Below are 19,116 nucleotides of genomic sequence, written 5' to 3'. Positions count from 1 at the left end.
GGAACATCCGACGCAACCGAGACACCCGACGCAACCGAAGCGACCGAGACGACCGGCCCGGCCGGCGTGGAGGGCGTACGCACCGATGGGGGTTCCATGAGCACGGTCCTGCTGTTGTCCACCGCCGACACCGACCTGCTGGCGGCCCGTGCCTCCGGCGCCCCGTACCGCATCGCCAACCCCGCGCGCGTCGACGTCGCCGGGGAGCTGCCGGGCCTGATCGAGGGCGCGGACATCGCCGTCGTGCGCCTGCTGGGCGGCCGGCGCGCCTGGGAGGACGGGCTGGAGGCGCTGCTGGCCTCCGGCGTGCCCACCGTGCTGCTGGGCGGCGAGTCGGTGCCGGACGCCGAACTGATGGCGATGTCCACCGTTCCGGCGGGCGTGGTCGCCGAGGCGCTGGAGTACCTGGTGGCGGGCGGCCCGGAGAACCTGGCCGAACTGGTGCGCTTCCTGTCCGACACCGTGCTGCTGACCGGCCACGGCTTCGCCCCGCCGCGGCCGATGCCCGAGTGGGGCGTGCACGGCGACCGGGGGTCCGATCCGTCCCGGCCCACCGTGGGCGTGCTGTTCTACCGGGCCCACGAGCTGTCGGGGAACACCGCGTTCGTCGACGTGCTGTGCGACGCGATCGAGGAGCGCGGCGCCAACGCCCTCCCCGTCTACTGCGGTTCGCTGCGCGGGGCCGACCCCGGTCTGTACGAGCTGCTGGGCCGGGCCGACGCGCTGGTCGCCACCGTCCTGGCGGCCGGCGGCACCCGCGCGGCCGACGCGAGCGCCGGCGGCGACGACGAGGCGTGGGACGTCGGCGCCCTGGCCGCGCTGGACGTGCCCGTGATCCAGGGGCTGTGCCTGACCGGCTCCCGCGCCGCCTGGGAGTCCTCGGACGCGGCGCTGTCGCCGATGGACGCCGCGATGCAGGTGGCGATCCCGGAGTTCGACGGCCGGCTGATCACCGTCCCGTTCTCCTTCAAGGAGGAGGGCCCCGACGGGGTGCCCGTCTACGCCGCCGACCCCGAGAGGGCCCGGCGGGTGGCGGGGATCGCCGCGCGGCACGCCGCCCTGCGGCACAAGCCGAACGCCGGCAAGCGCCTGGCGCTGGTCTTCACCGCCTACCCCACCAAGCACTCGCGGGTGGGCAACGCGGTCGGCCTGGACACCCCCGCCTCGGCGGTGGAGCTGCTGCGGGCCCTGCGGGACGCCGGCTACGACACCGGTGAACCGCCGGAGGACGGCGACGAGCTGATCCACCGCCTGATCGCGGCCGGGGGCCACGACGTGGAGTGGCTGACGGAGGAGCAGCTCGCCGCCGCACCCGCCCGGGTGCCGCTGAAGGACTACCGGGAGTGGTTCGCCGCGCTCGACCCGGAGCTGCGCGACGCCATGCGCGAGCACTGGGGCGAGCCGCCGGGCTCGCTCTACGTGGACGGCGAGGGAGAGGACGCCGAGATCGTGCTGGCCTCGCTGCGGTTCGGCAACGTGGTCGTGATGATCCAGCCGCCGCGCGGCTTCGGCGAGAACCCCATCGCGATCTACCACGACCCGGACATGCCGCCCTCCCACCACTACCTGGCGGCCTACCGGTGGATGGAGCACTCCTTCGGCGCCGACGCGATCGTCCACATGGGCAAGCACGGCACGATGGAGTGGCTGCCGGGCAAGGGCCTGGGCCTGTCGGCGGGCTGCGCGCCGGACGCGGTGCTGGGCGACCTGCCGCTGGTCTACCCGTTCATCGTCAACGACCCCGGCGAGGGCACCCAGGCCAAGCGCCGCGGCCACGCCACGGTCGTCGACCACCTGGTGCCGCCGATGGCCCGGGCCGACTCCTACGGCGACCTGGCGAAGCTGGAGCAGCTCCTGGACGAGTACGCGCTGGTGTCCGACCTGGACCCGGCCAAGGCCCCGGCGGTGCGCAGCCAGATCTGGACGCTGGTGCGGGCCGCCGAGCTCCACCACGACCTCCACGTGGAGGAGCAGCCGGACGAGGACGAGTTCGACGAGTTCGTCATGCACATCGACGGCTGGCTGTGCGAGATCAAGGACGTGCAGATCCGCGACGGCCTCCACGTCCTGGGCGGCGGCCCGGTGGGCGAGCCGCGCGTCAACCTGGTGCTGGCCGTGCTGCGTTCGGCGCAGGTGTGGGGCGGTGTCGGCGGCGCCCTGCCGGGCCTGCGGGCGGTGCTGGCCGGGCACGTGGGGCTGGAGGAGGCGGCGCTGCTGGCCGAGCCCGGCGCCCGGATCGAGGTGCCGAAGGCGCTGACGTCCCTGGCCGACGGGCCGGCGCGGACCGCCTCCGACGCGATCGACCTGCTGGAGCACCTGGCGCGGCGGCTGGTGGAGGGCATGGAGGCCCGCGACTGGGCGCGCGAGGCGGCCGGCGGGGTGGTCGCCGAGGTGCTGGGCGAGGCGGTGCCGGGCGCGGTGCGGGCCCTGGAGTTCGCCGCCGACGAGGTCGTGCCGCGGCTGGCGCGCACCACCGACGAGATCGGCAACGTCCTCCACGCGCTGGACGGCGGGTACGTTCCGGCCGGCCCCTCCGGGTCGCCGACCCGCGGTCTGGTCAACGTCCTGCCGACCGGCCGGAACTTCTACTCCGTGGACCCCAAGGCGATTCCGTCGAAGCTGTCGTGGGAGGTCGGCAGCGCGCTGGCGGACTCCCTGCTGGCCCGGCACCTGGCCGACCACGGCGCGTACCCGAAGTCGGTGGGCCTGACGGTGTGGGGCACCTCCTGCATGCGCACGCAGGGCGACGACATCGCGGAGATCCTGGCGCTGCTGGGCTGCCGGCCGGTGTGGGACGACGCCTCGCGGCGGGTGACGGGCTTCACGGTCGTGCCGCTGGAGGAGCTGGGGCGTCCGCGCATCGACGTCACCGTCCGCATCTCCGGCTTCTTCCGCGACGCCTTCCCGCACGTGGTGGGCCTGGTGGACGACGCGGTGCGGGCCGTGGCCGAGCTGGACGAGCCCGCCGAGTCCAACTACGTCAGGGCCCACGCGGACGAGGACACCGCCGCCCACGGCGACCGCCGCCGGGCCACGGCGCGGATCTTCGGCTCCAAGCCGGGCGCGTACGGGGCCGGACTGCTGCCGCTGATCGACGCCCGCAACTGGCGCTCGGACGCCGACCTGGCCGAGGTGTACGCGGTGTGGGGCGGCTACGCCTACGGGCGCGGCCTGGACGGCCGTCCGGCGCGCGGCGACATGGAGACGGCCTTCCGCCGCATCCAGGTGGCGGCGAAGAACGTCGACACCCGCGAGCACGACATCGCCGACGCCGACGACTACTTCCAGTACCACGGCGGCATGGTCGCCATGGTCCGCCACCTGACGGGCTCCTCACCCGAGGCGTACGTCGGCGACTCGGCCGTCCCCGACCAGGTGAGGACGCGGACGCTGGGCGAGGAGACCCACCGGGTGTTCCGGGCGCGGGTGGTCAACCCGCGCTGGATGGCGGCGATGCGGCGCCACGGCTACAAGGGCGCCTTCGAGATGGCCGCCACCGTCGACTACCTCTTCGGCTACGACGCCACGGCCGGGGTCGTGGACGACTGGATGTACCGGCGCCTGGCCGCCGAGTACGTCTTCGACGAGACCAACCAGGAGTTCATGAGGCGCTCCAACCCGTGGGCGCTGCGCGGCATCACCGAGCGGCTGCTGGAGGCCGCCGACCGCGGACTGTGGGCCGAGCCGGAGGCGGAGACCCTGGACCGGCTCCGGGAGATCTACCTCGAGCTCGAGGGCGACCTCGAAGGCGGCTCCGACGACCCGGAGGGCGACGCATGACCACCACTGCCACCACTGCCACCTACCCGTTCACCGCGATCGTCGGCATGGACGACCTGCGGCTGGCGCTGCTGCTGAACGCGGTCTCGCCGGCCGTCGGCGGCGTCCTGGTGCGCGGCGAGAAGGGGACGGCGAAGTCCACGGCCGTGCGGGCGCTGGCCGCGCTGCTGCCCGAGGTCGAGACCGTGCCCGGCTGCCGCTTCTCCTGCGACCCGCGCCGGCCCGACCCGCACTGCCCGGACGGCCCGCACGAGGCGGGGCGCTCCGGGAGCCGTCCCGCGCGGATGGTGGAGCTGCCGGTCGGCGCGTCGGAGGACCGGCTCGTCGGGGCGCTGGACATCGAACGGGCGCTGGCGGAGGGCGTGAAGGCGTTCGAGCCGGGCCTGCTGGCGCAGGCCCACCGGGGCGTCCTCTACGTCGACGAGGTCAACCTGCTGCAGGACTTCCTCATCGACTCGCTGCTGGACGCCGCCGCGATGGGCGTGGTCCACATCGAGCGCGAGGGCGTCTCGGTGCGGCACGCCGCCCGCTTCCTGCTGGTGGGGACGATGAACCCCGAGGAGGGCGAGCTGCGCCCGCAGCTGCTGGACCGCTTCGGGCTGACCGTGGAGGTCGCCGCCTCCCGGGAGACCGGCGAGCGGATGGAGGTCGTCCGGCGGCGGCTGGCGTACGACGAGGACCCGGTCGCCTTCGCCGCCCGCTGGGCGGACGAGGAGGCGGCGCTGCGGGAGCGGATCGCGGCGGCGCGGGCGCTGCTGCCGGAGGTGCGGCTGGGCGACGCGGCGCTGCGGCAGATCGCCGCGACCTGCGCGGCGTTCGAGGTGGACGGCCTGCGGGCCGACATCGTCATGGCCCGCACCGCCTGCGCGCTGGCCGCCTGGGCCGGGCGCACCGACGTGGCGGCCGAGGACGTCCGGCAGGCCGCGCTGCTGGCCCTGCCGCACCGCAGGCGCCGCAACCCCTTCGACGCGCCGGGGCTGGACGAGGAGAAGCTCGACGAGACCCTGCGGCAGAACGGCGGCGGGGACGGCGGGCAGGACGGCGAGCCGGACCCCGACGGCCCGGACAGCGGCCCCGACGGCCCGGACGGCGGCGGGGACGGCGGGCCCGGCGGGGGTGGGCGGCCCCCGCAGGACGGCCCCGGGGAGCCGTCCGGCACCGCGGAGCCCTCCGTGCCCGGGCAGTCCCGCACCGAGGAGAGCGGTGGACGGGACGGCGCCGGCGAGCAGGCCCCCGCCCGCGCCGGCGAGCCGTTCCGCGCCCGGGCCCTGTACGTGCCCGGCGTGGGCGAGGGCGCGGCCGGACGGCGCTCCCGGGCCCGTACCGCGCAGGGCCGCACCACCGGCGCCCGCCGCCCGCGGGGCGCGCTGGGCAGGCTCCACCTGGCCGCGACCGTCCGGGCCGCCGCCCCGCACCAGCGGGCGCGGGGACGCACCGGGCCGGGCCTGGTGGTCCGCCGGGACGACCTGCGCGAGGCCGTGCGCGAGGGCCGGGAGTCCAACCTGGTGCTGTTCGTCGTGGACGCCTCCGGCTCCATGGCCGCCCGGAAGCGGATGGGCGCCGTCAAGGGGGCGGTGCTGTCGCTGCTGCTGGACGCCTACCAGCGCCGCGACAAGGTCGGCCTGGTCTCCTTCCGCGGCGCGGACGCCGAGGTGGCCCTGCCGCCCACCTCCTCGGTGGACGCCGCCGCCGCGCGCCTGGAGTCGCTGCCCACCGGCGGGCGCACCCCGCTGGCCGCCGGGCTGCTGAGGGCCCGCGAGGTGCTGCGGGTGGAGCGGCTGCGCGACCCGTCGCGGCGCCCGCTGCTGGTCGCCGTCACCGACGGCCGGGCCACCGGCGGCCCCCGGCCGGTGGAGCGGGCGCGGCAGGCGGCACGGCTGCTGGCCGCCGACGGCACCGCGTCGGTCGTGGTCGACTGCGAGTCGGGGCCGGTGCGGCTCGGCCTGGCGGGCGCGCTCGCCGCCGAACTGGGCGGCCCGGCCGTGACCCTGGACGAGCTGCGCGCCGACGCCGTCACCTCGCTCGTCCGCTCCCTGCAGACCCCGCTTCACCACCACAGGAGGGCCGCGTAGTGCCGAAGGGACAGCCGACCGTCGTACCCGACGACGGACTCACCACGCGCCAGCGCCGCAACCGCCCGCTGCTGGCGGTCCACACGGGCGTCGGCAAGGGCAAGTCGACGGCCGCCTTCGGGCTGGCGCTGCGCGCCTGGAACCAGGGCTGGCCGATCGGGGTGTTCCAGTTCGTGAAGTCCGCCAAGTGGCGGGTCGGGGAGGAGCGCGCACTGCGCGTGCTGGGCGACAGCGGCGAGGGCGGAACCGTCGTCTGGCACAAGATGGGCGAGGGCTGGTCCTGGGTCCAGCGCGACATCGCCTCCAGCGAGGAGGCGGCGCGCGAGGGCTGGGAGCAGGTCAAGCGCGACCTGGCCGCCGAGACCTACCGGCTGTACGTGCTGGACGAGTTCACCTACCCGATGCACTGGGGCTGGGTGGACACCGGCGAGGTCGTGGAGGTGCTGCGGAGCCGTCCCGGCGCCCAGCACGTGGTGATCACCGGGCGGAACGCGCCCGCGGAACTGGTCGGCGCCGCCGATCTGGTGACGGAGATGACCAAGGTCAAGCACCCGATGGACGCCGGCCAGAAGGGCCAGCGGGGCATCGAATGGTGAGCCGGGCGGTGATCGGCGCATGAGCACGGCCGTCCCCCGGCTGGTGATCGCCGCGCCCTCCTCGGGCAGCGGCAAGACCACCGTCGCCACCGGCCTGATGGCCGCCTTCGCGGCGGCCGGGCTGGAGGTGTCCCCGCACAAGGTGGGCCCGGACTACATCGACCCGGGCTACCACGCGCTGGCCACCGGACGCCCGGGCCGCAACCTCGACGCGTACCTGTGCGGCCCGGAGCTGATCGCGCCGCTGTTCCTCCACGGGGCGGCCGGCGCGGACCTGGCCGTGGTCGAGGGCGTGATGGGGCTGTACGACGGCGCCGCCGGGCAGGGCGAACTCGGCTCGACGGCGCAGGTGGCGAAGGTGCTGCGGGCACCGGTGGTGCTGGTGGTGGACGCCTCCTCGCAGTCCCGCTCGGTGGCGGCGCTGGTGCACGGCTTCGCGTCCTGGGACCCGGAGGTGCGCGTCGCCGGGGTGATCCTCAACAAGGTCGCCTCCGACCGCCACGAGGAGCTGCTGCGCGAGGCGCTGGACGCCTCGGGCGTGCCGGTGCTGGGCGTGCTGCGCCGCGCGGAGGGGGTGCGCACCCCGTCGCGGCACCTGGGCCTGGTCCCGGCGGCCGAGCGGCGGGCGGAGGCGGCCGGGGCGGTGGCCGAGCTGGCCGAGCGGGTGCGGTCCGGCTGCGACCTGACGGCGCTGCTCGCCCTGGCGCACTCCGCGCCGCCGCTGCCGCAGGAGCCGTGGGCGCCCCCGGCCGCCCCCGCCGGGGCGGCGCGCGGGCGGCGGCCGGTGGTGGCCGTCGCGGGCGGGGCCGCGTTCACCTTCTCCTACGCCGAGCACGCCGAGCTGCTGCGGGCGGCGGGCGCGGAGGTGGCCGTCTTCGACCCGCTGCGGGACACCGCCCTGCCGCCGGGGACGGCCGGGCTGGTCGTCGGCGGGGGCTTCCCGGAGGTGTACGCGCCCCAGCTGTCGGCGAACGAGCCGCTGCGCCGGGAGGTGGCGGCGCTGGCCGCCTCCGGGGCGCCGGTCGCCGCCGAGTGCGCCGGACTGCTGTACCTGGCGCGGGAGCTGGACGGCGCCCCGATGTGCGGGGTGCTGGACGTGACCGCCCGGATGACGGAGCGGCTCACCCTGGGCTACCGGGAGGCGGTCGCCGTCGGCGACAGCGTCCTGGCCGCCGCCGGGACGCGGGTGCGCGGCCACGAATTCCACCGCACGGCGGTGGAGCCCCACGCCGGGGACCTCGGGGCGGACCGGTCCCCGGCGTGGGGCCTGACCTGGGGCGCCGGCCGCGAGCGGCGGGTCGAGGGTTTCGTCAGGGGCGGTGTGCACGCCTCGTATCTGCATGTGCACTGGGCCGCCGAGCCGTCCGTGGCCCGGCGTTTCGTCAACGGGTGTGTCGAGAGGTGTGCCGCATGAACAGCACCGGCAGCGGGCCGCGGCTGATCGGCGTCGGGGTCGGCCCCGGCGATCCGGATCTGGTGACCGTCAAGGGGGTGAAGGCGCTGCGCTCGGCGGGCGCGGTGGTCGTGCCCGTGATGGAGGACGGCGGCACGGGCAGGGCGGAGGCCACCGTGCTGCACCACGTGTCGCGCGAGAGGGTCGAGCGGGTCGTCTTCGCCCTCAACGAGCGCAGCGACCGGGCCCGCCGCGAGGCCGCCTGGGACGCGGCGGGCGAGCGCGTCGCCGAACTGCTGCGCGTCCACGGGACCGTGGCCTTCGCCACCATCGGCGACCCCAACGTCTACTCCACCTTCACCTACCTGGCCCAGACCGTCGCCGGGCTGGTGCCCGGGACCGCCGTGGAGACCGTGCCGGGCATCACCGCGATGCAGGACCTGGCCGCGCGCGGCGGGGCGGTGCTCGCCGAGGGCACGGAACCGCTGACGCTGGTGCCGGTGACGGCGGGGACGGCGGTGCTCGAGGAGGCCCTCCGGGGTCCGGGCACGGTGGTGGCGTACAAGTTCGGGCGGCTGGCCGGCGAGGTCGCCGACGCGCTGCGCGCCACGGGCCGCCTGGAGGGGGCGGTGTGGGGCTCGTCGCTGGGGCTGCCGGAGGAGTCGATCCGCCCGGCGGCCGAGCTGGCGGAGGAACTGGCCGCCGGAGGGTCCCTGCCCTATCTGTCCACGCTGATCGCCCCCGCCCGCCGCGAGAGCCGAGGAGGCAAACTGTGACCGCCGCGCCGGACACCACCGCACCGGACACCGCCGCGCCCCGCGCCGGGAAGGTGACCATCGTGGGCGCCGGGCCCGGCGCCGCGGACCTGCTCACCTTCCGCGCCGCCCGCGCCATCGCCGAGGCCGACGTGGTGATCTGGGCGGCCAGCCTGGTGCGCGAGGAGGTCCTCGAGCACGCCCGCGCCGACGCGGAGGTGCTGGACTCGGCGTCGATGTCCCTGGAGGACGTCGTCGCCGTCTACGAGCGGGCCGCCCGCGAGGGCCTGAAGGTGGCGCGGATCCACTCCGGCGACCCGTCGCTGTGGGGCGGCACCCAGGAGCAGGTGGACCGCTGCGCGGAGCTGGGCGTCGAGGTGGAGATCGTGCCCGGGGTGTCGTCGTTCTCGGCGGTGGCGGCCATCGCGGGACGGGAGCTGACGATCCCGGAGGTCGCCCAGTCGGTGATCCTCACCCGGCTGGGCGGCGGCAAGACGCCGATGCCGCCCGGCGAGGAGGTGCGGGAGTTCGCCCGGCACGGCACGACCATGGCGGTCTTCCTGTCCGCGGCGCGGTCCGGGCAGCTCGCGGTGGAGCTGCTGGAGGGCGGCTACCCGACCGACACCCCGGTGGTGATCGCCCACCAGGCGACCTGGCCGGACGAGCTGGTGCTGCGCTGCACGGTCGGCACGCTGGAGGAGACCGTCAAGGAGCACCGGCTGTGGAAGCACACGCTGTTCCTCGTCGGCCCGGCGCTGTCCGCCTCCGGCACCCGCTCGCACCTGTACCACCCCGGGCACTTCCACGGCCACCGCCGTGCCGAGCCCGCGGCCCGGCGTGCGCTGCGGGCGGCCCGGCGGGCGGGCGCCCCGGCACCCCTGGAGACGGACCGTGGGTGAGCGGCCGGACCGGGAGCCCGAGCCGGGGCCGGTGCTGCGGGAGCCGGACCTGCCGCGCACCGCCAAGCAGCGGCCGAAGGCGCTGCGCACCGGCTGGACGACCGGCACCTGCGCGTCGGCGGCGGCCCGGGCCGCCGCGCTGCACCTGGTCACGGGCGAGCCCCAGCCGTGGGTGGAGGTCGCGCTGCCGTCGGGGCGGCGGGTGACGTTCGCCGTGGAGAGCTCCACGGAGCTGCGGCCGGGCCGCACCGAGGCGGTCGTGGTCAAGGACGCGGGCGACGACCCGGACGTCACCCACGGCTCGCACCTGACGGCCACGGTGAGCTGGCGGGACGAGCCGGGCATCGGGCTGCACGGCGGGATCGGCGTCGGCGTCGTCACCAGGCCGGGGCTCGGTCTGGAGGTGGGCGGCCCGGCGATCAACCCGGTGCCCCGCGCCATGATCAGCCGGGCGGTGGGCGAGGTCGTCGACGTCGCCTCCCGCGGCGTGGACGTCACCATCAGCGTGCCGGACGGCGAGAAGCGCGCCCGGAAGACCACCAACGCCCGGCTCGGCATCCTCGGCGGCATCTCCATCCTGGGGACGACCGGGATCGTGCGGCCCTTCTCGACGGCCTCGTGGCGGGCGAGCGTGGAGCAGGCGGTGTCGGTGGCCGCCGCGCAGGGCGCCCCGGCCGTGGTGCTGTGCACCGGCGGCCGCACCGAGAAGGGCGCCATGGAGCTGCTGCCGGACCTGCCCGAGGTGTGCTTCATCGAGGTCGGCGACTTCACGGGCGCCGCGCTGCGGCGGGCCGTGGAGCACGGTGTGGGCCGGGTGGTGTTCGTCGGCATGGTGGGGAAGCTGACCAAGCTGGCCTCCGGCGTGCTGATGACGCACTACACGCGGTCGAAGGTGGACACCTCCGTCCTGGCCGGCGTCACCCGCGCGGTGGGCGGGCCGGAGCCGGTGGCGGCCGAGGTCGCCGTGGCCAACACCGCCCGCCACGCCTACGAGCTGTGGGACGCGGCGGGTCTGCTGCCCACGGCGGGAGCGGAGCTGTGCCGCCGGGTCGTGGACGTGCTGGAGCGCTTCACGGACCGCCGGATCGCGGCGGAGGCGGCCCTGGTGGACTTCACGGGCCGCACGGTGATCGCCCGGCACTCCGGCGGCGGGGGGCTGCTGCGGTGATCACCGTCGTCGGATCGGGCACCGCCGCGGGCACGGGGCCCGACTGGCGGGACGTGTCCCTGGCCGTGGGCGCCCGCCGCCATCTGGACGCCGCCGGCGTGCCGCCCGGGGTGCGGCGCGTGGTGCTGGGCCCGCTGGCCCCGGCCCTGGACGCGGTGGCGGAGCACCTGGCCGCGGCGCCCGGCGGGGGCGGCCGGGTGGTGGTGCTGGCCTCCGGCGACCCGGGGTTCTTCGGGATCGTCCGGGCGCTCGCCGAGCGCTTCGGCCCGCGCGCCCTGGACGTGCGGCCCTCCGTCCCCTCCGTGGCCCTCGCCTTCGCCCGCGCCGGGCTGCCGTGGGACGACGCGGCCGTGGTCAGCGCGCACGGGCGCGACCCGCGCACCGCCGTCAACGTCTGCCGCGCGCACCCCAAGACCGCCGTGCTGACCGGTCCCGGCGCGGGCCCCGCCGAGCTGGGCGCCGCCCTGGCGGGCACCGGGCTGCCGCGCACCCTGGTGGTGGCGAGCCTGCTGGGCACGGCCGGCGAGCGCGTGGAGCGGCTCTCCCCCGCCGAGGCCGCCGGACGCGTCTGGCCCGACGAGGTGAGCGTGGTGCTCTGCCTGGACGAGGCCCGCCTCCTGGCCCCCGCCCCCCGGGCGCTCGCCGGGCCGCGGCGCCCGCCCGCCGGGTGGGCGCTGCCGGAGGACGCCTTCGTCCACCGCGACTCGATGGTCACCAAGTACGAGGTGCGGGCCCTGGCCCTGGCCCGGCTCGGGCCGCGTCCGGGCGATCTGGTGTGGGACGTGGGCGCGGGCTCCGGCTCGGTCGCGGTGGAGTGCGCGCGGCTGGGCGCGGCGGCCATCGCCGTGGAGCGCGCCGCCGACGGCGCCGAGCGCTGCCGGGCCAACGCCGCCGCCCACGGCGTGGACGTCCAGACCGTGCACGGCGCCGCGCCCGGCGCGCTGGCGGGGCTTCCCGACCCCGACGCGGTGTTCGTCGGCGGCGGGGGCCGGGAGCTGGAGGCGATCGTCTCGCTGTGCGCCCGCCGCGCCCGCCGCACCGTCGTCGTCACGCTCGCCGCGCTGGACCGGGTGCCCGCCGTGCGGGCCGCGCTCGGCGCCGCCGGGCTGGCCTGCGACGGCGTGCTGCTGCAGTCCTCCCGGCTGTCCCCCCTGCCCGGCGGCGTGACACGGCTCGCCGCCGCCAATCCCGTCTTCGTCCTGTGGGGCACCCGCCCCGCCACCGAAGGAGCCCTTGCGTGAACGCCCCCAACGGCCTGATCGGCCTCGTCTCCGCCACCGCCGCCGGGCGGCGCGCCCGCGACCGGCTGGCCGCCGCCTGGCCGGAGGCGACCCGCGTCTACGACACGGGCGGCGCCGGCGGTGCGGGCACCGTCCGCGACGCCGTCGCCCGCGCGTTCGCCGAGTGCGACCGGATCGTCTGCTTCCTGGCCACCGGCGCGACCGTACGGCTGGTCGCCCCGCTGCTCGGCGACAAGGAGAGCGACCCGGGCGTGGTGTGCGTGGACGAGGCGCAGCGGTACGCGGTGGCCCTGCTGGGCGGCCACGCGGGCGGCGCGAACGAGCTGGCGCACGCGGTGGCCGAGGTGCTGCCGGGCTGCCGTCCCGTCGTCACCACCGCCACGGACGCCGTCGGCGTCCCCGGTCTGGACACCCTCGGCCTGCCCGTCGAGGGAGCCGTCGCGGCGGTGTCGCGGGCCGTCCTCGACGGCGAGCCCGTCCGTCTGGTGCGGCATGTCCCCTTCCCCCTCCCGGCGCTGCCGCCCAACGTGATCGAGACCGCCGGCGACGGCGCGGAGAGCGATGCCGGGTCCGGCGGCGGGTACACCGTGCTGGTCACCGACCGCGCCCTGGAACCGGACGCCCGCACGGCCGTGCTGCGGCCCGCCACCCTCGCGGTCGGCGTCGGGGCCAGCCGGGGCGCGCCCGCCGACGAGATCACCGCGCTGGTGGAGCGGGCGCTGGCCGACGCCGGGCTGTCGCCCCGCAGCGTCGCCGAACTGGCCACGGTCGAGGCCAAGGCGGACGAGCCCGGCATCGTCGAGGCGGCCCGGCGGCTGGGCGTGCCGGTGCGGACGTACCCCGCCGGGGAGCTGGCGGCCGTGCCCGTCCCCCATCCGTCCGACGCGCCGCTGGCGGCCGTGGGCACCCCGAGCGTGGCGGAGGCCGCCGCGCTGCTCGCCTGCGGCGAGGGCGCCGAACTGGTCGTGCCCAAGCGGAAGTCGGAGGTCCCCGGACGGGCGGCGATGGCCACCTGCGCCGTGGCGCGGCGCCGGACGCGCGGGCGACTGGCCCTCGTCGGGCTCGGCCCCGGCGCCCGCGACCTGCTCACCCCGCGCGCCCGCGACGAGCTGCGCCGCGCCTCGGTGGTCGTCGGCCTCGACCAGTACGTGGACCAGATCCGCGACCTGCTGCGCCCCGGCACCCGCGTGCTGGAGTCGGGGCTGGGCGCGGAGGAGGAGCGGGCCCGCACCGCCGTGGCCGAGGCCCGCGCGGGCCGCGCGGTGGCGCTGATCGGCAGCGGCGACGCCGGGGTGTACGCCATGGCCTCCCCCGCCCTGGCCGAGGCGACGGCGGACATCGACGTGGTGGGCGTGCCCGGCGTCACCGCCGCGCTCGCCGCCGCCGCGCTGCTGGGCGCGCCGCTGGGCCACGACCACGTCTCGATCAGCCTGTCCGACCTCCACACGCCCTGGGAGGTCATCGAGCGCCGGGTGCGGGCGGCGGCCGAGTCGGACCTGGTGGTGACGTTCTACAACCCGCGCAGCCGGGGACGCGACTGGCAGCTCCCCAAGGCGCTGGCCCTGCTGGCGGAGCACCGCGCCCCGGACACGCCCGTCGGCGTGGTGCGCAACGCCTCGCGGCCCGGCGAGCGGGTGACCGTCACCACGCTCGGCGGGCTCGACCCGGCCGCGGTCGACATGATGACCGTGGTGACCGTCGGCAACACCGCCACCCGCACCGTCGCCGGACGCATGGTCACCCCGCGCGGCTACCGCTGGCAGGGGGGCTCGTGACGCCCCCCGCCGCGCTCCCCGCCATGCCGCCCGCCGTCCCGCCGGCGCCCGTGGCCGTCACCGCGCGCTGCGCGGGCTGCGGCGCCTGCCTGCTGACCTGCCCGGTCCACGCGATACGCCCGCTGGGCGGCACGCTGCTGGTGCGGGCGGAGCTGTGCACCGGCTGCCTGGAGTGCGTCGAGGTGTGCCCCGTCGACGCGATCGAGGAGACCGCCCGCACGGCCGGCGGAACGGCCCCCGGGACGGCCGCCCGGACGACGACCGCCGTGGAGACCCCCGGGCCGCCGCCCGGGGGAAGCACCCCCGAGGAGACGCCGTGACGCCCCCGACATCCCGCACCGTCCACCCCATCGAGGAGGAGTCGTACCGCATCCTGCGCTCCCGGCTGGACACCTCGCACCTGCCGCCGCTGACCCGGGCGGTGGTGGAGCGGGTGATCCACTCCAGCGCCGACCTGGCGTACGCCGACGACCTGGTCACCGACGAGGAGGCGCTGCGCGCGGCGCACGCCGCCCTGCACGCCGGTGCGCCGGTCGTGGCCGACGTCGAGATGGTCGCCGCCGGGATCACCCGCCGGAGGGCGGTGTGCCGCCTCGCCGACGCCTCGGGCGGCCCGGGGCTGACCCGTTCGGCGCACGCGGTCCGGCTGGCCCTGGAGGAGGTGGGCCCCGGCGCGGTGTGGGTGATCGGCTGCGCGCCCACCGCCCTGTTCGAACTCCTCGCCCTGGACGCGGACCCCGCCCTGGTGATCGGCCTGCCCGTCGGGTTCGTCGGCGCGGCCGAGAGCAAGGCCGCCCTGCGCGCCAGCGGGCTGCCGGCCGTCAGCAACGTCTCGGAGAAGGGCGGCAGCGCGGTGGCCGCCGCCGCCCTCAACGCCCTTCTGTACACCCCTCTGGAGACGCCGCACCCGACCGCGGGGCGGCCCTCCACCGGCACTGCCAAGGAGACCCTGTGACCACACCGCCGGCCCTGCTTCTCGTCGGCCACGGCACCCGTGACGACGCCGGCGCCGAGGCGTTCCGGTCCTTCGTGCGCGACCTCGGCGCCCTCCGGCCGGATATCCCGGTCGCGGGCGGCTTCATCGAGCTGTCGCCGCCGCCGCTCGCGGACGCCGTCGCCGAACTGGCCGGCCGCGGCGTGCGGAACTTCGCCGCCGTCCCGCTGATGCTGGTGTCGGCCGGGCACGCCAAGGGCGACATCCCGGCCGCCCTGGCCCGCGAGAAGCTCCGCCACCCGGGCACCTCGTACGCGTACGGCCGCCCGCTGGGCCCGCACCCGGCGCTGCTGGGCGTGCTGGAGCGCCGGCTGGACGAGGCGCTGGGCGGCCCGGGGCAGACCCCCTGGGACCGGGCCGGCACGACGGTGCTGCTGGTGGGCCGCGGTTCGACCGACCCGGACGCCAACGCCGAGGTGCACAAGGCGGCCCGGCTGCTGTGGGAGGGACGCGGCTTCGCGGGCGTGGAGGCGGCGTTCGTCTCGCTCGCCGCGCCCGACGTCCCCGCCGGCCTGGAGCGCTGCCGGAGGCTGGGCGCCCGCCGGATCGTGGTGCTGCCGTACTTCCTGTTCACCGGCATCCTGCCGGACCGGGTGCGGACGCAGGCCGAGGAGTGGGCCGGGACCCACCCGGACACCGAGGTGCGCTGCGCCGACGTCATCGGCCCCACCGAGGAGCTGGCGGGGCTGGTCTGGGAGCGGTACGAGGAGGCCCTGAGGGGCGACCTGCGGATGAACTGCGACTCCTGCGTCTACCGCATCGCGCTGCCCGGCTTCGAGGACAAGGTCGGCATGCCGCAGCAGCCGCACCACCACCCGGACGACGACGGGCACCACCATCACCACCACGGCGGCCATGCGCACGCCCACTGAGCCGGCGGGCGCCCCCGGGCGGAGCGCGCCGGCCCCGCACGACCTGCGCCACCACGGCGACGCGGAGGTGAGGGACGCGGGGGCGGACCTGGTGGACCTCGCGGTCAACGTCCGCTCCGGCACGCCCCCCGCCTGGCTGAAGGAGCGGATCGCCGCCTCCCTCGACTCGCTGGCCGCCTACCCGGACGGGCGGGCGGCCCGGCGCGCGGTGGCGGCCCGGCACGGGCTGCCCGAGGAGTGCGTGCTGCTGACGGCGGGCGCGGCGGAGGCGTTCGTCCTGCTCGCCCGGGCGCTGCGGGAGGGTGCGCCGGGCACGGGACGGCCGGTGGTGGTGCATCCGCAGTTCACCGAGCCGGAGGCCGCCCTGCGGGACGCGGGCCACGAGGTGGAGCGCGTCGTGCTGCCCGAACGGGACGGTTTCCGGCTCGACCCCGCCCTCGTCCCGCCCGGGGCGCCCGTGGTGGTCGTCGGCAATCCGACGAACCCCACGTCCGTGCTGCACCCGGCGTCCGCCCTGGAGGCGCTGGCGCGGCCGGGCCGGACGCTGGTGGTGGACGAGGCGTTCATCGACGCGGTGCCGGGCGAGCGGGAGTCCCTCGCCTCCCGGGTCACCGAGCTGCCGGGCACCACCGTGGTGCTGCGCAGCCTCACCAAGACCTGGGGACTGGCGGGCCTGCGCGTCGGCTACGTGCTCTCCGACCCGGGGACCGTCGCCCGTCTCGCGCGGCACCAGCCGCTGTGGCCGGTCTCCTCCCCCGCGCTGGTCGCGGCCGAGGCGTGCTGCGCCCCGGCGGCGCTGGCCGAGGCCGAGCGCGCGGCGCGGGAGATCGCCGGGGACCGGGCGTACCTGCTGGAGCGGCTCGCGGAGTTCACCGGGCTGCGGCCCGCGACCCCGGATCCGCGGGCGCCCTTCGTGCTGGTCCGGCACCCGGAGGCGGCGGCGCTGCGGGAGCGGCTGCGGGGGCTGGGCATCGCGGTGCGCCGCGGGGACACCTTCCCCGGCCTGGACCGGCGGTGGCTGCGGCTGGCCGTGCGGGAGAGGGCCACCACCGACCGTCTGGTGCGGGCGCTGGCCGCGCTCGGGGTGTGCTGAGGGGTGCGCCGGAGGACGCGCTGAGGGAGTGCGCCGGGAGCGGCGCGGCGGCGGGGCCCGGGCTGCGTCCCGCCGCCGCGCCGCGGCTTCACCGGTTCACCGGCGGCCGGGCGTCAGGAGGCGCGACGGCGCCGCAGCAGCACCAGCGCGCCGCCCGCGGCCAGGAACGCCAGGGCGCCGCCCGCGATGTACGGGGTGGCGGAGTCGCCGCCGGTCTCGGCGAGGTTGGGGCCCCCGCCGGGCCGGTCGGAGCTGGTCTGGGTCTGCGGCTCGTTCCCGCCGCTGCCCGCGGTCTCGCCCTTGCCGCCGTCGCCGCCGGTGGTTCCGCCGTTGTCGCCGCCGCCGTCGCCACCGGTGGCGCCGCCGTTGTCACCACCGCCGTCGCCGCCGGCGGTGCCGTTGCCGCCGCTGTTCCCGCCGCCGTTGCCGCCCGGCGTCTCGCAGGCGGCCTCCGCCAGCGTCACCCGGCCCCTGACCTTGGCGACGCCCAGCTCGGCCGGGTCCACCGCGACGTCCAGCGCCAGCGCGGTGGCCGCGGCGGTGCGGGAGGTGGTGACGGTCTCGGCCAGGCGCAGTTCGACCGTGCCGAGGCCGTCGGCCTCGACCTTGGTGGTGCCCTCGGCCCGCACCGCGACCTGCTTGCCGAGCACCGTGACCGTGCCGGGGATCTCCGACTTCGCGGTCGGCCGGGCGCCGGCCTCGCACACCGCCCGGGAGGTGATCACGTCGGCCTTGACCAGGGGCCGCCCCGGCGTCAGTCCGGGCACGTACACCTTGGCGTTGACCACGTTGGAGTACCCCTCGCTCCTCCCCTCGTCCGCGGTCGCCTTCGCGGTGGCGGCGTCCGCGTGCAGCATCCTGATCGGCCTGCCGCCGTGCGCGCCCTCCAGCCGGACCGTCAGGGCGGTCCTCCCGGCGCTCTCGGGCGCCCGGACGGCGTTGAGTTCGGTGGTCAGCGGCACGGCGGCCGTCCCGTCGAGCAGCGAGACGTCGAGCTTCGCCCGGAGGACGGCCGCGCTCGCCGTGCCCTTGCCGCCGTTCCCGGTGGCGTGCGCGGGTACGGCGGCCACCCCCACCAGGGCAGCGGCGGCGAGCAGGCTGTAGACAGACTTGTTCACAGGTGGAACCCCCACAGATGACATGGCGTCACCGGCACGGCCAATGGGGGACATCGCTCGTGCCGGTGACTTGAGACCCTGCCATCGTTGACGTACGCACCGTCAAAAGTCATACACACGGCGTGAGTTCACCCGTACGAGTAACACCCGTCACGGTTTTCGAATCGCAACTCCTGGGTATCCATGGCCCCTTCGTTCCCGGGGCGGGGCCGGTCCCGGGACCGGCCCCGCCCGCTCCCCCGTTCCGGACGCCTACCGCACGACGCGCCCCCGGAGCACCACTCTGCGGGGTGCGGCCAGCACCCGTACGTCGGCCCGCGGGTCCGCCTCGTAGACCACCAGGTCCGCCTCGGCGCCCTCCTCCAGGGAGGGCCGCCCGAGCCAGGCGCGGGCCGCCCAGGTGGTCGCCGACAGGGCGTCCACCGGCGGGATGCCCGCCGCCACCAGCTCGGCCACCTCGTCGGCGACCAGACCGTGGGCCAGGGAGCCGCCCGCGTCCGTGCCGACGAAGACGGGGATGCCCGCGTCCCAGGCCGCGCGCACGGTGTCGTACCGGCGCTCGTGGAGCCGGCGCATGTGGTCCGCCCAGCGCGGGAACTTCTTCTCCCCGCCTTCGGCGAGCCGGGGGAAGGTCGCGATGTTGACCAGGGTGGGGACGATGGCGACGCCGCGCTCGGCGAACAGCGGGATGGTCTCCTCGGTCAGCCCCGTGGCGTGCTCGACGCAGTCGATGCCGGCCTCCACCAGGTCGCGCAGCGAGTCCTCGGCGAAGCAGTGGGCGGTGACCCTCGCCCCCTCCTCGTGGGCGGCGGCGATGGCCTCCCGGACCGCCTCGCGCGGCCAGCAGGGGGCGAGGTCGCCCTGCTCGCGGTCTATCCAGTCGCCGACGAGCTTGACCCAGCCGTCGCCGCGCCGGGCCTCGCGCCGCACGTACGCCGCCAGGTCCCCGGGCTCGATCTCGTGGGCGTAGTTGCGGATGTAGCGCCTGGTGCGGGCGATGTGGCGGCCCGCGCGGATGATCCGCGGCAGGTCCTCGCGGTCGTCGATCCAGCGGGTATCGGCCGCGGAGCCGGCGTCCCGGATCAGCAGCGTCCCCGCGTCCCGGTCGGTGAGCGCCTGCTTCTCGCTGGTGGCCTCGTCGACGGCGCCGTGGGCGTCGAGGCCGACGTGGCAGTGGGCGTCCACCAGGCCGGGCAGCACCCAGCCCTCGACCGTGACGGTCTCCCGGACGCCCCGGGGGCGTTCGTAGGTGATCCGGCCGTCCACGACCCACAACTCGTCCCGGACGTCCGCGTCCGGGTCCGGTCCGGTCAGGACGCGTCCCTTGATGTGCAGATTCCCGCGCTCGCTCATATGGCGC

At 76.9% G+C, this 19,116-nt stretch carries 15 protein-coding genes; 13 read left to right on the top strand and 2 right to left on the bottom strand.

What is annotated here, in order from left to right:
• Positions 1–96: 96 nt before the first annotated feature.
• From cobN to cobC, 13 genes are read left to right on the top strand one after another with little or no spacing between them, the layout of a single operon-like run.
• Positions 97–3,780, top strand: coding sequence for a cobaltochelatase subunit CobN (gene cobN, locus ABD358_RS20815; protein WP_344632605.1), 3,684 nt, complete (start codon positions 97–99; stop codon positions 3,778–3,780).
• The gene (locus ABD358_RS20810; RefSeq protein WP_344632604.1) at positions 3,777–5,852 is read left to right on the top strand and encodes a putative cobaltochelatase; all 2,076 of its coding nucleotides are present in this window, start codon (positions 3,777–3,779) and stop codon (positions 5,850–5,852) included. The genes cobN and ABD358_RS20810 overlap by 4 nt, the downstream gene beginning before the upstream one ends.
• Entirely contained in the window at positions 5,852–6,448 is a 597-nt protein-coding gene (gene cobO, locus ABD358_RS20805) for a cob(I)yrinic acid a,c-diamide adenosyltransferase (RefSeq protein ID WP_344632603.1), read from the top strand. The genes ABD358_RS20810 and cobO overlap by 1 nt, the downstream gene beginning before the upstream one ends.
• A 19-nt stretch (positions 6,449–6,467) precedes the next feature.
• Positions 6,468–7,862 (top strand): cobyrinic acid a,c-diamide synthase CobB, encoded by a 1,395-nt coding sequence (locus tag ABD358_RS20800; protein WP_344632602.1) that lies wholly within the window; start codon positions 6,468–6,470, stop codon positions 7,860–7,862.
• Positions 7,859–8,617: a precorrin-2 C(20)-methyltransferase gene (gene cobI, locus ABD358_RS20795; RefSeq protein ID WP_344632601.1), complete on the top strand. Its 759-nt coding sequence runs from the start codon at positions 7,859–7,861 to the stop codon at positions 8,615–8,617. Before ABD358_RS20800 ends, cobI begins: the two co-directional genes overlap by 4 nt.
• Entirely contained in the window at positions 8,614–9,495 is an 882-nt protein-coding gene (gene cobM, locus ABD358_RS20790) for a precorrin-4 C(11)-methyltransferase (RefSeq protein WP_344632600.1), read from the top strand. Before cobI ends, cobM begins: the two co-directional genes overlap by 4 nt.
• Positions 9,488–10,663 (top strand): cobalt-precorrin-5B (C(1))-methyltransferase, encoded by a 1,176-nt coding sequence (locus ABD358_RS20785; RefSeq protein WP_344632599.1) that lies wholly within the window; start codon positions 9,488–9,490, stop codon positions 10,661–10,663. Before cobM ends, ABD358_RS20785 begins: the two co-directional genes overlap by 8 nt.
• On the top strand, positions 10,660–11,904 hold the full coding sequence (gene cbiE / locus ABD358_RS20780) for a precorrin-6y C5,15-methyltransferase (decarboxylating) subunit CbiE (protein WP_344632598.1): 1,245 nt from the start codon (positions 10,660–10,662) through the stop codon (positions 11,902–11,904). Before ABD358_RS20785 ends, cbiE begins: the two co-directional genes overlap by 4 nt.
• A gap of 14 nt (positions 11,905–11,918) precedes the next feature.
• Positions 11,919–13,679: a precorrin-3B C(17)-methyltransferase gene (cobJ, locus tag ABD358_RS20775; protein WP_344632652.1), complete on the top strand. Its 1,761-nt coding sequence runs from the start codon at positions 11,919–11,921 to the stop codon at positions 13,677–13,679.
• The gene (locus ABD358_RS20770; protein ID WP_344632597.1) at positions 13,676–13,999 is read left to right on the top strand and encodes an ATP-binding protein; all 324 of its coding nucleotides are present in this window, start codon (positions 13,676–13,678) and stop codon (positions 13,997–13,999) included. Before cobJ ends, ABD358_RS20770 begins: the two co-directional genes overlap by 4 nt.
• Complete coding sequence (locus tag ABD358_RS20765; protein WP_344632596.1) at positions 13,996–14,634, top strand: precorrin-8X methylmutase; 639 nt, start codon at positions 13,996–13,998, stop codon at positions 14,632–14,634. Before ABD358_RS20770 ends, ABD358_RS20765 begins: the two co-directional genes overlap by 4 nt.
• Positions 14,631–15,545 carry a sirohydrochlorin chelatase gene (locus tag ABD358_RS20760; protein WP_344632595.1) on the top strand — a complete coding sequence of 305 codons (915 nt, stop codon included), beginning with the start codon at positions 14,631–14,633 and terminating at the stop codon, positions 15,543–15,545. The genes ABD358_RS20765 and ABD358_RS20760 overlap by 4 nt, the downstream gene beginning before the upstream one ends.
• Positions 15,529–16,638 carry an Rv2231c family histidinol phosphate aminotransferase CobC gene (gene cobC / locus ABD358_RS20755; RefSeq protein WP_344632594.1) on the top strand — a complete coding sequence of 370 codons (1,110 nt, stop codon included), beginning with the start codon at positions 15,529–15,531 and terminating at the stop codon, positions 16,636–16,638. The genes ABD358_RS20760 and cobC overlap by 17 nt, the downstream gene beginning before the upstream one ends.
• 113 nt (positions 16,639–16,751) lie before the next feature.
• On the opposite strand, the gene ABD358_RS20750 is transcribed toward cobC, so the two are convergent.
• Positions 16,752–17,756, bottom strand: a complete 1,005-nt coding sequence (locus ABD358_RS20750) for an SCO1860 family LAETG-anchored protein (RefSeq protein ID WP_344632593.1) — start codon at positions 17,754–17,756, stop codon at positions 16,752–16,754.
• A gap of 252 nt (positions 17,757–18,008) precedes the next feature.
• Positions 18,009–19,109 (bottom strand): amidohydrolase family protein, encoded by a 1,101-nt coding sequence (locus ABD358_RS20745; RefSeq protein ID WP_344632592.1) that lies wholly within the window; start codon positions 19,107–19,109, stop codon positions 18,009–18,011.
• Between the last annotated feature and the right edge of the window lie 7 nt (positions 19,110–19,116).

Origin of the sequence: Streptomyces glaucosporus, from assembly GCF_039533345.1 — a bacterium.
Taxonomy (GTDB): domain Bacteria; phylum Actinomycetota; class Actinomycetes; order Streptomycetales; family Streptomycetaceae; genus Streptomyces; species Streptomyces glaucosporus.
The sequence above is the reverse complement of the archived record's forward strand: the minus strand, read 5'-3'. Positions and strand labels throughout refer to the sequence as shown.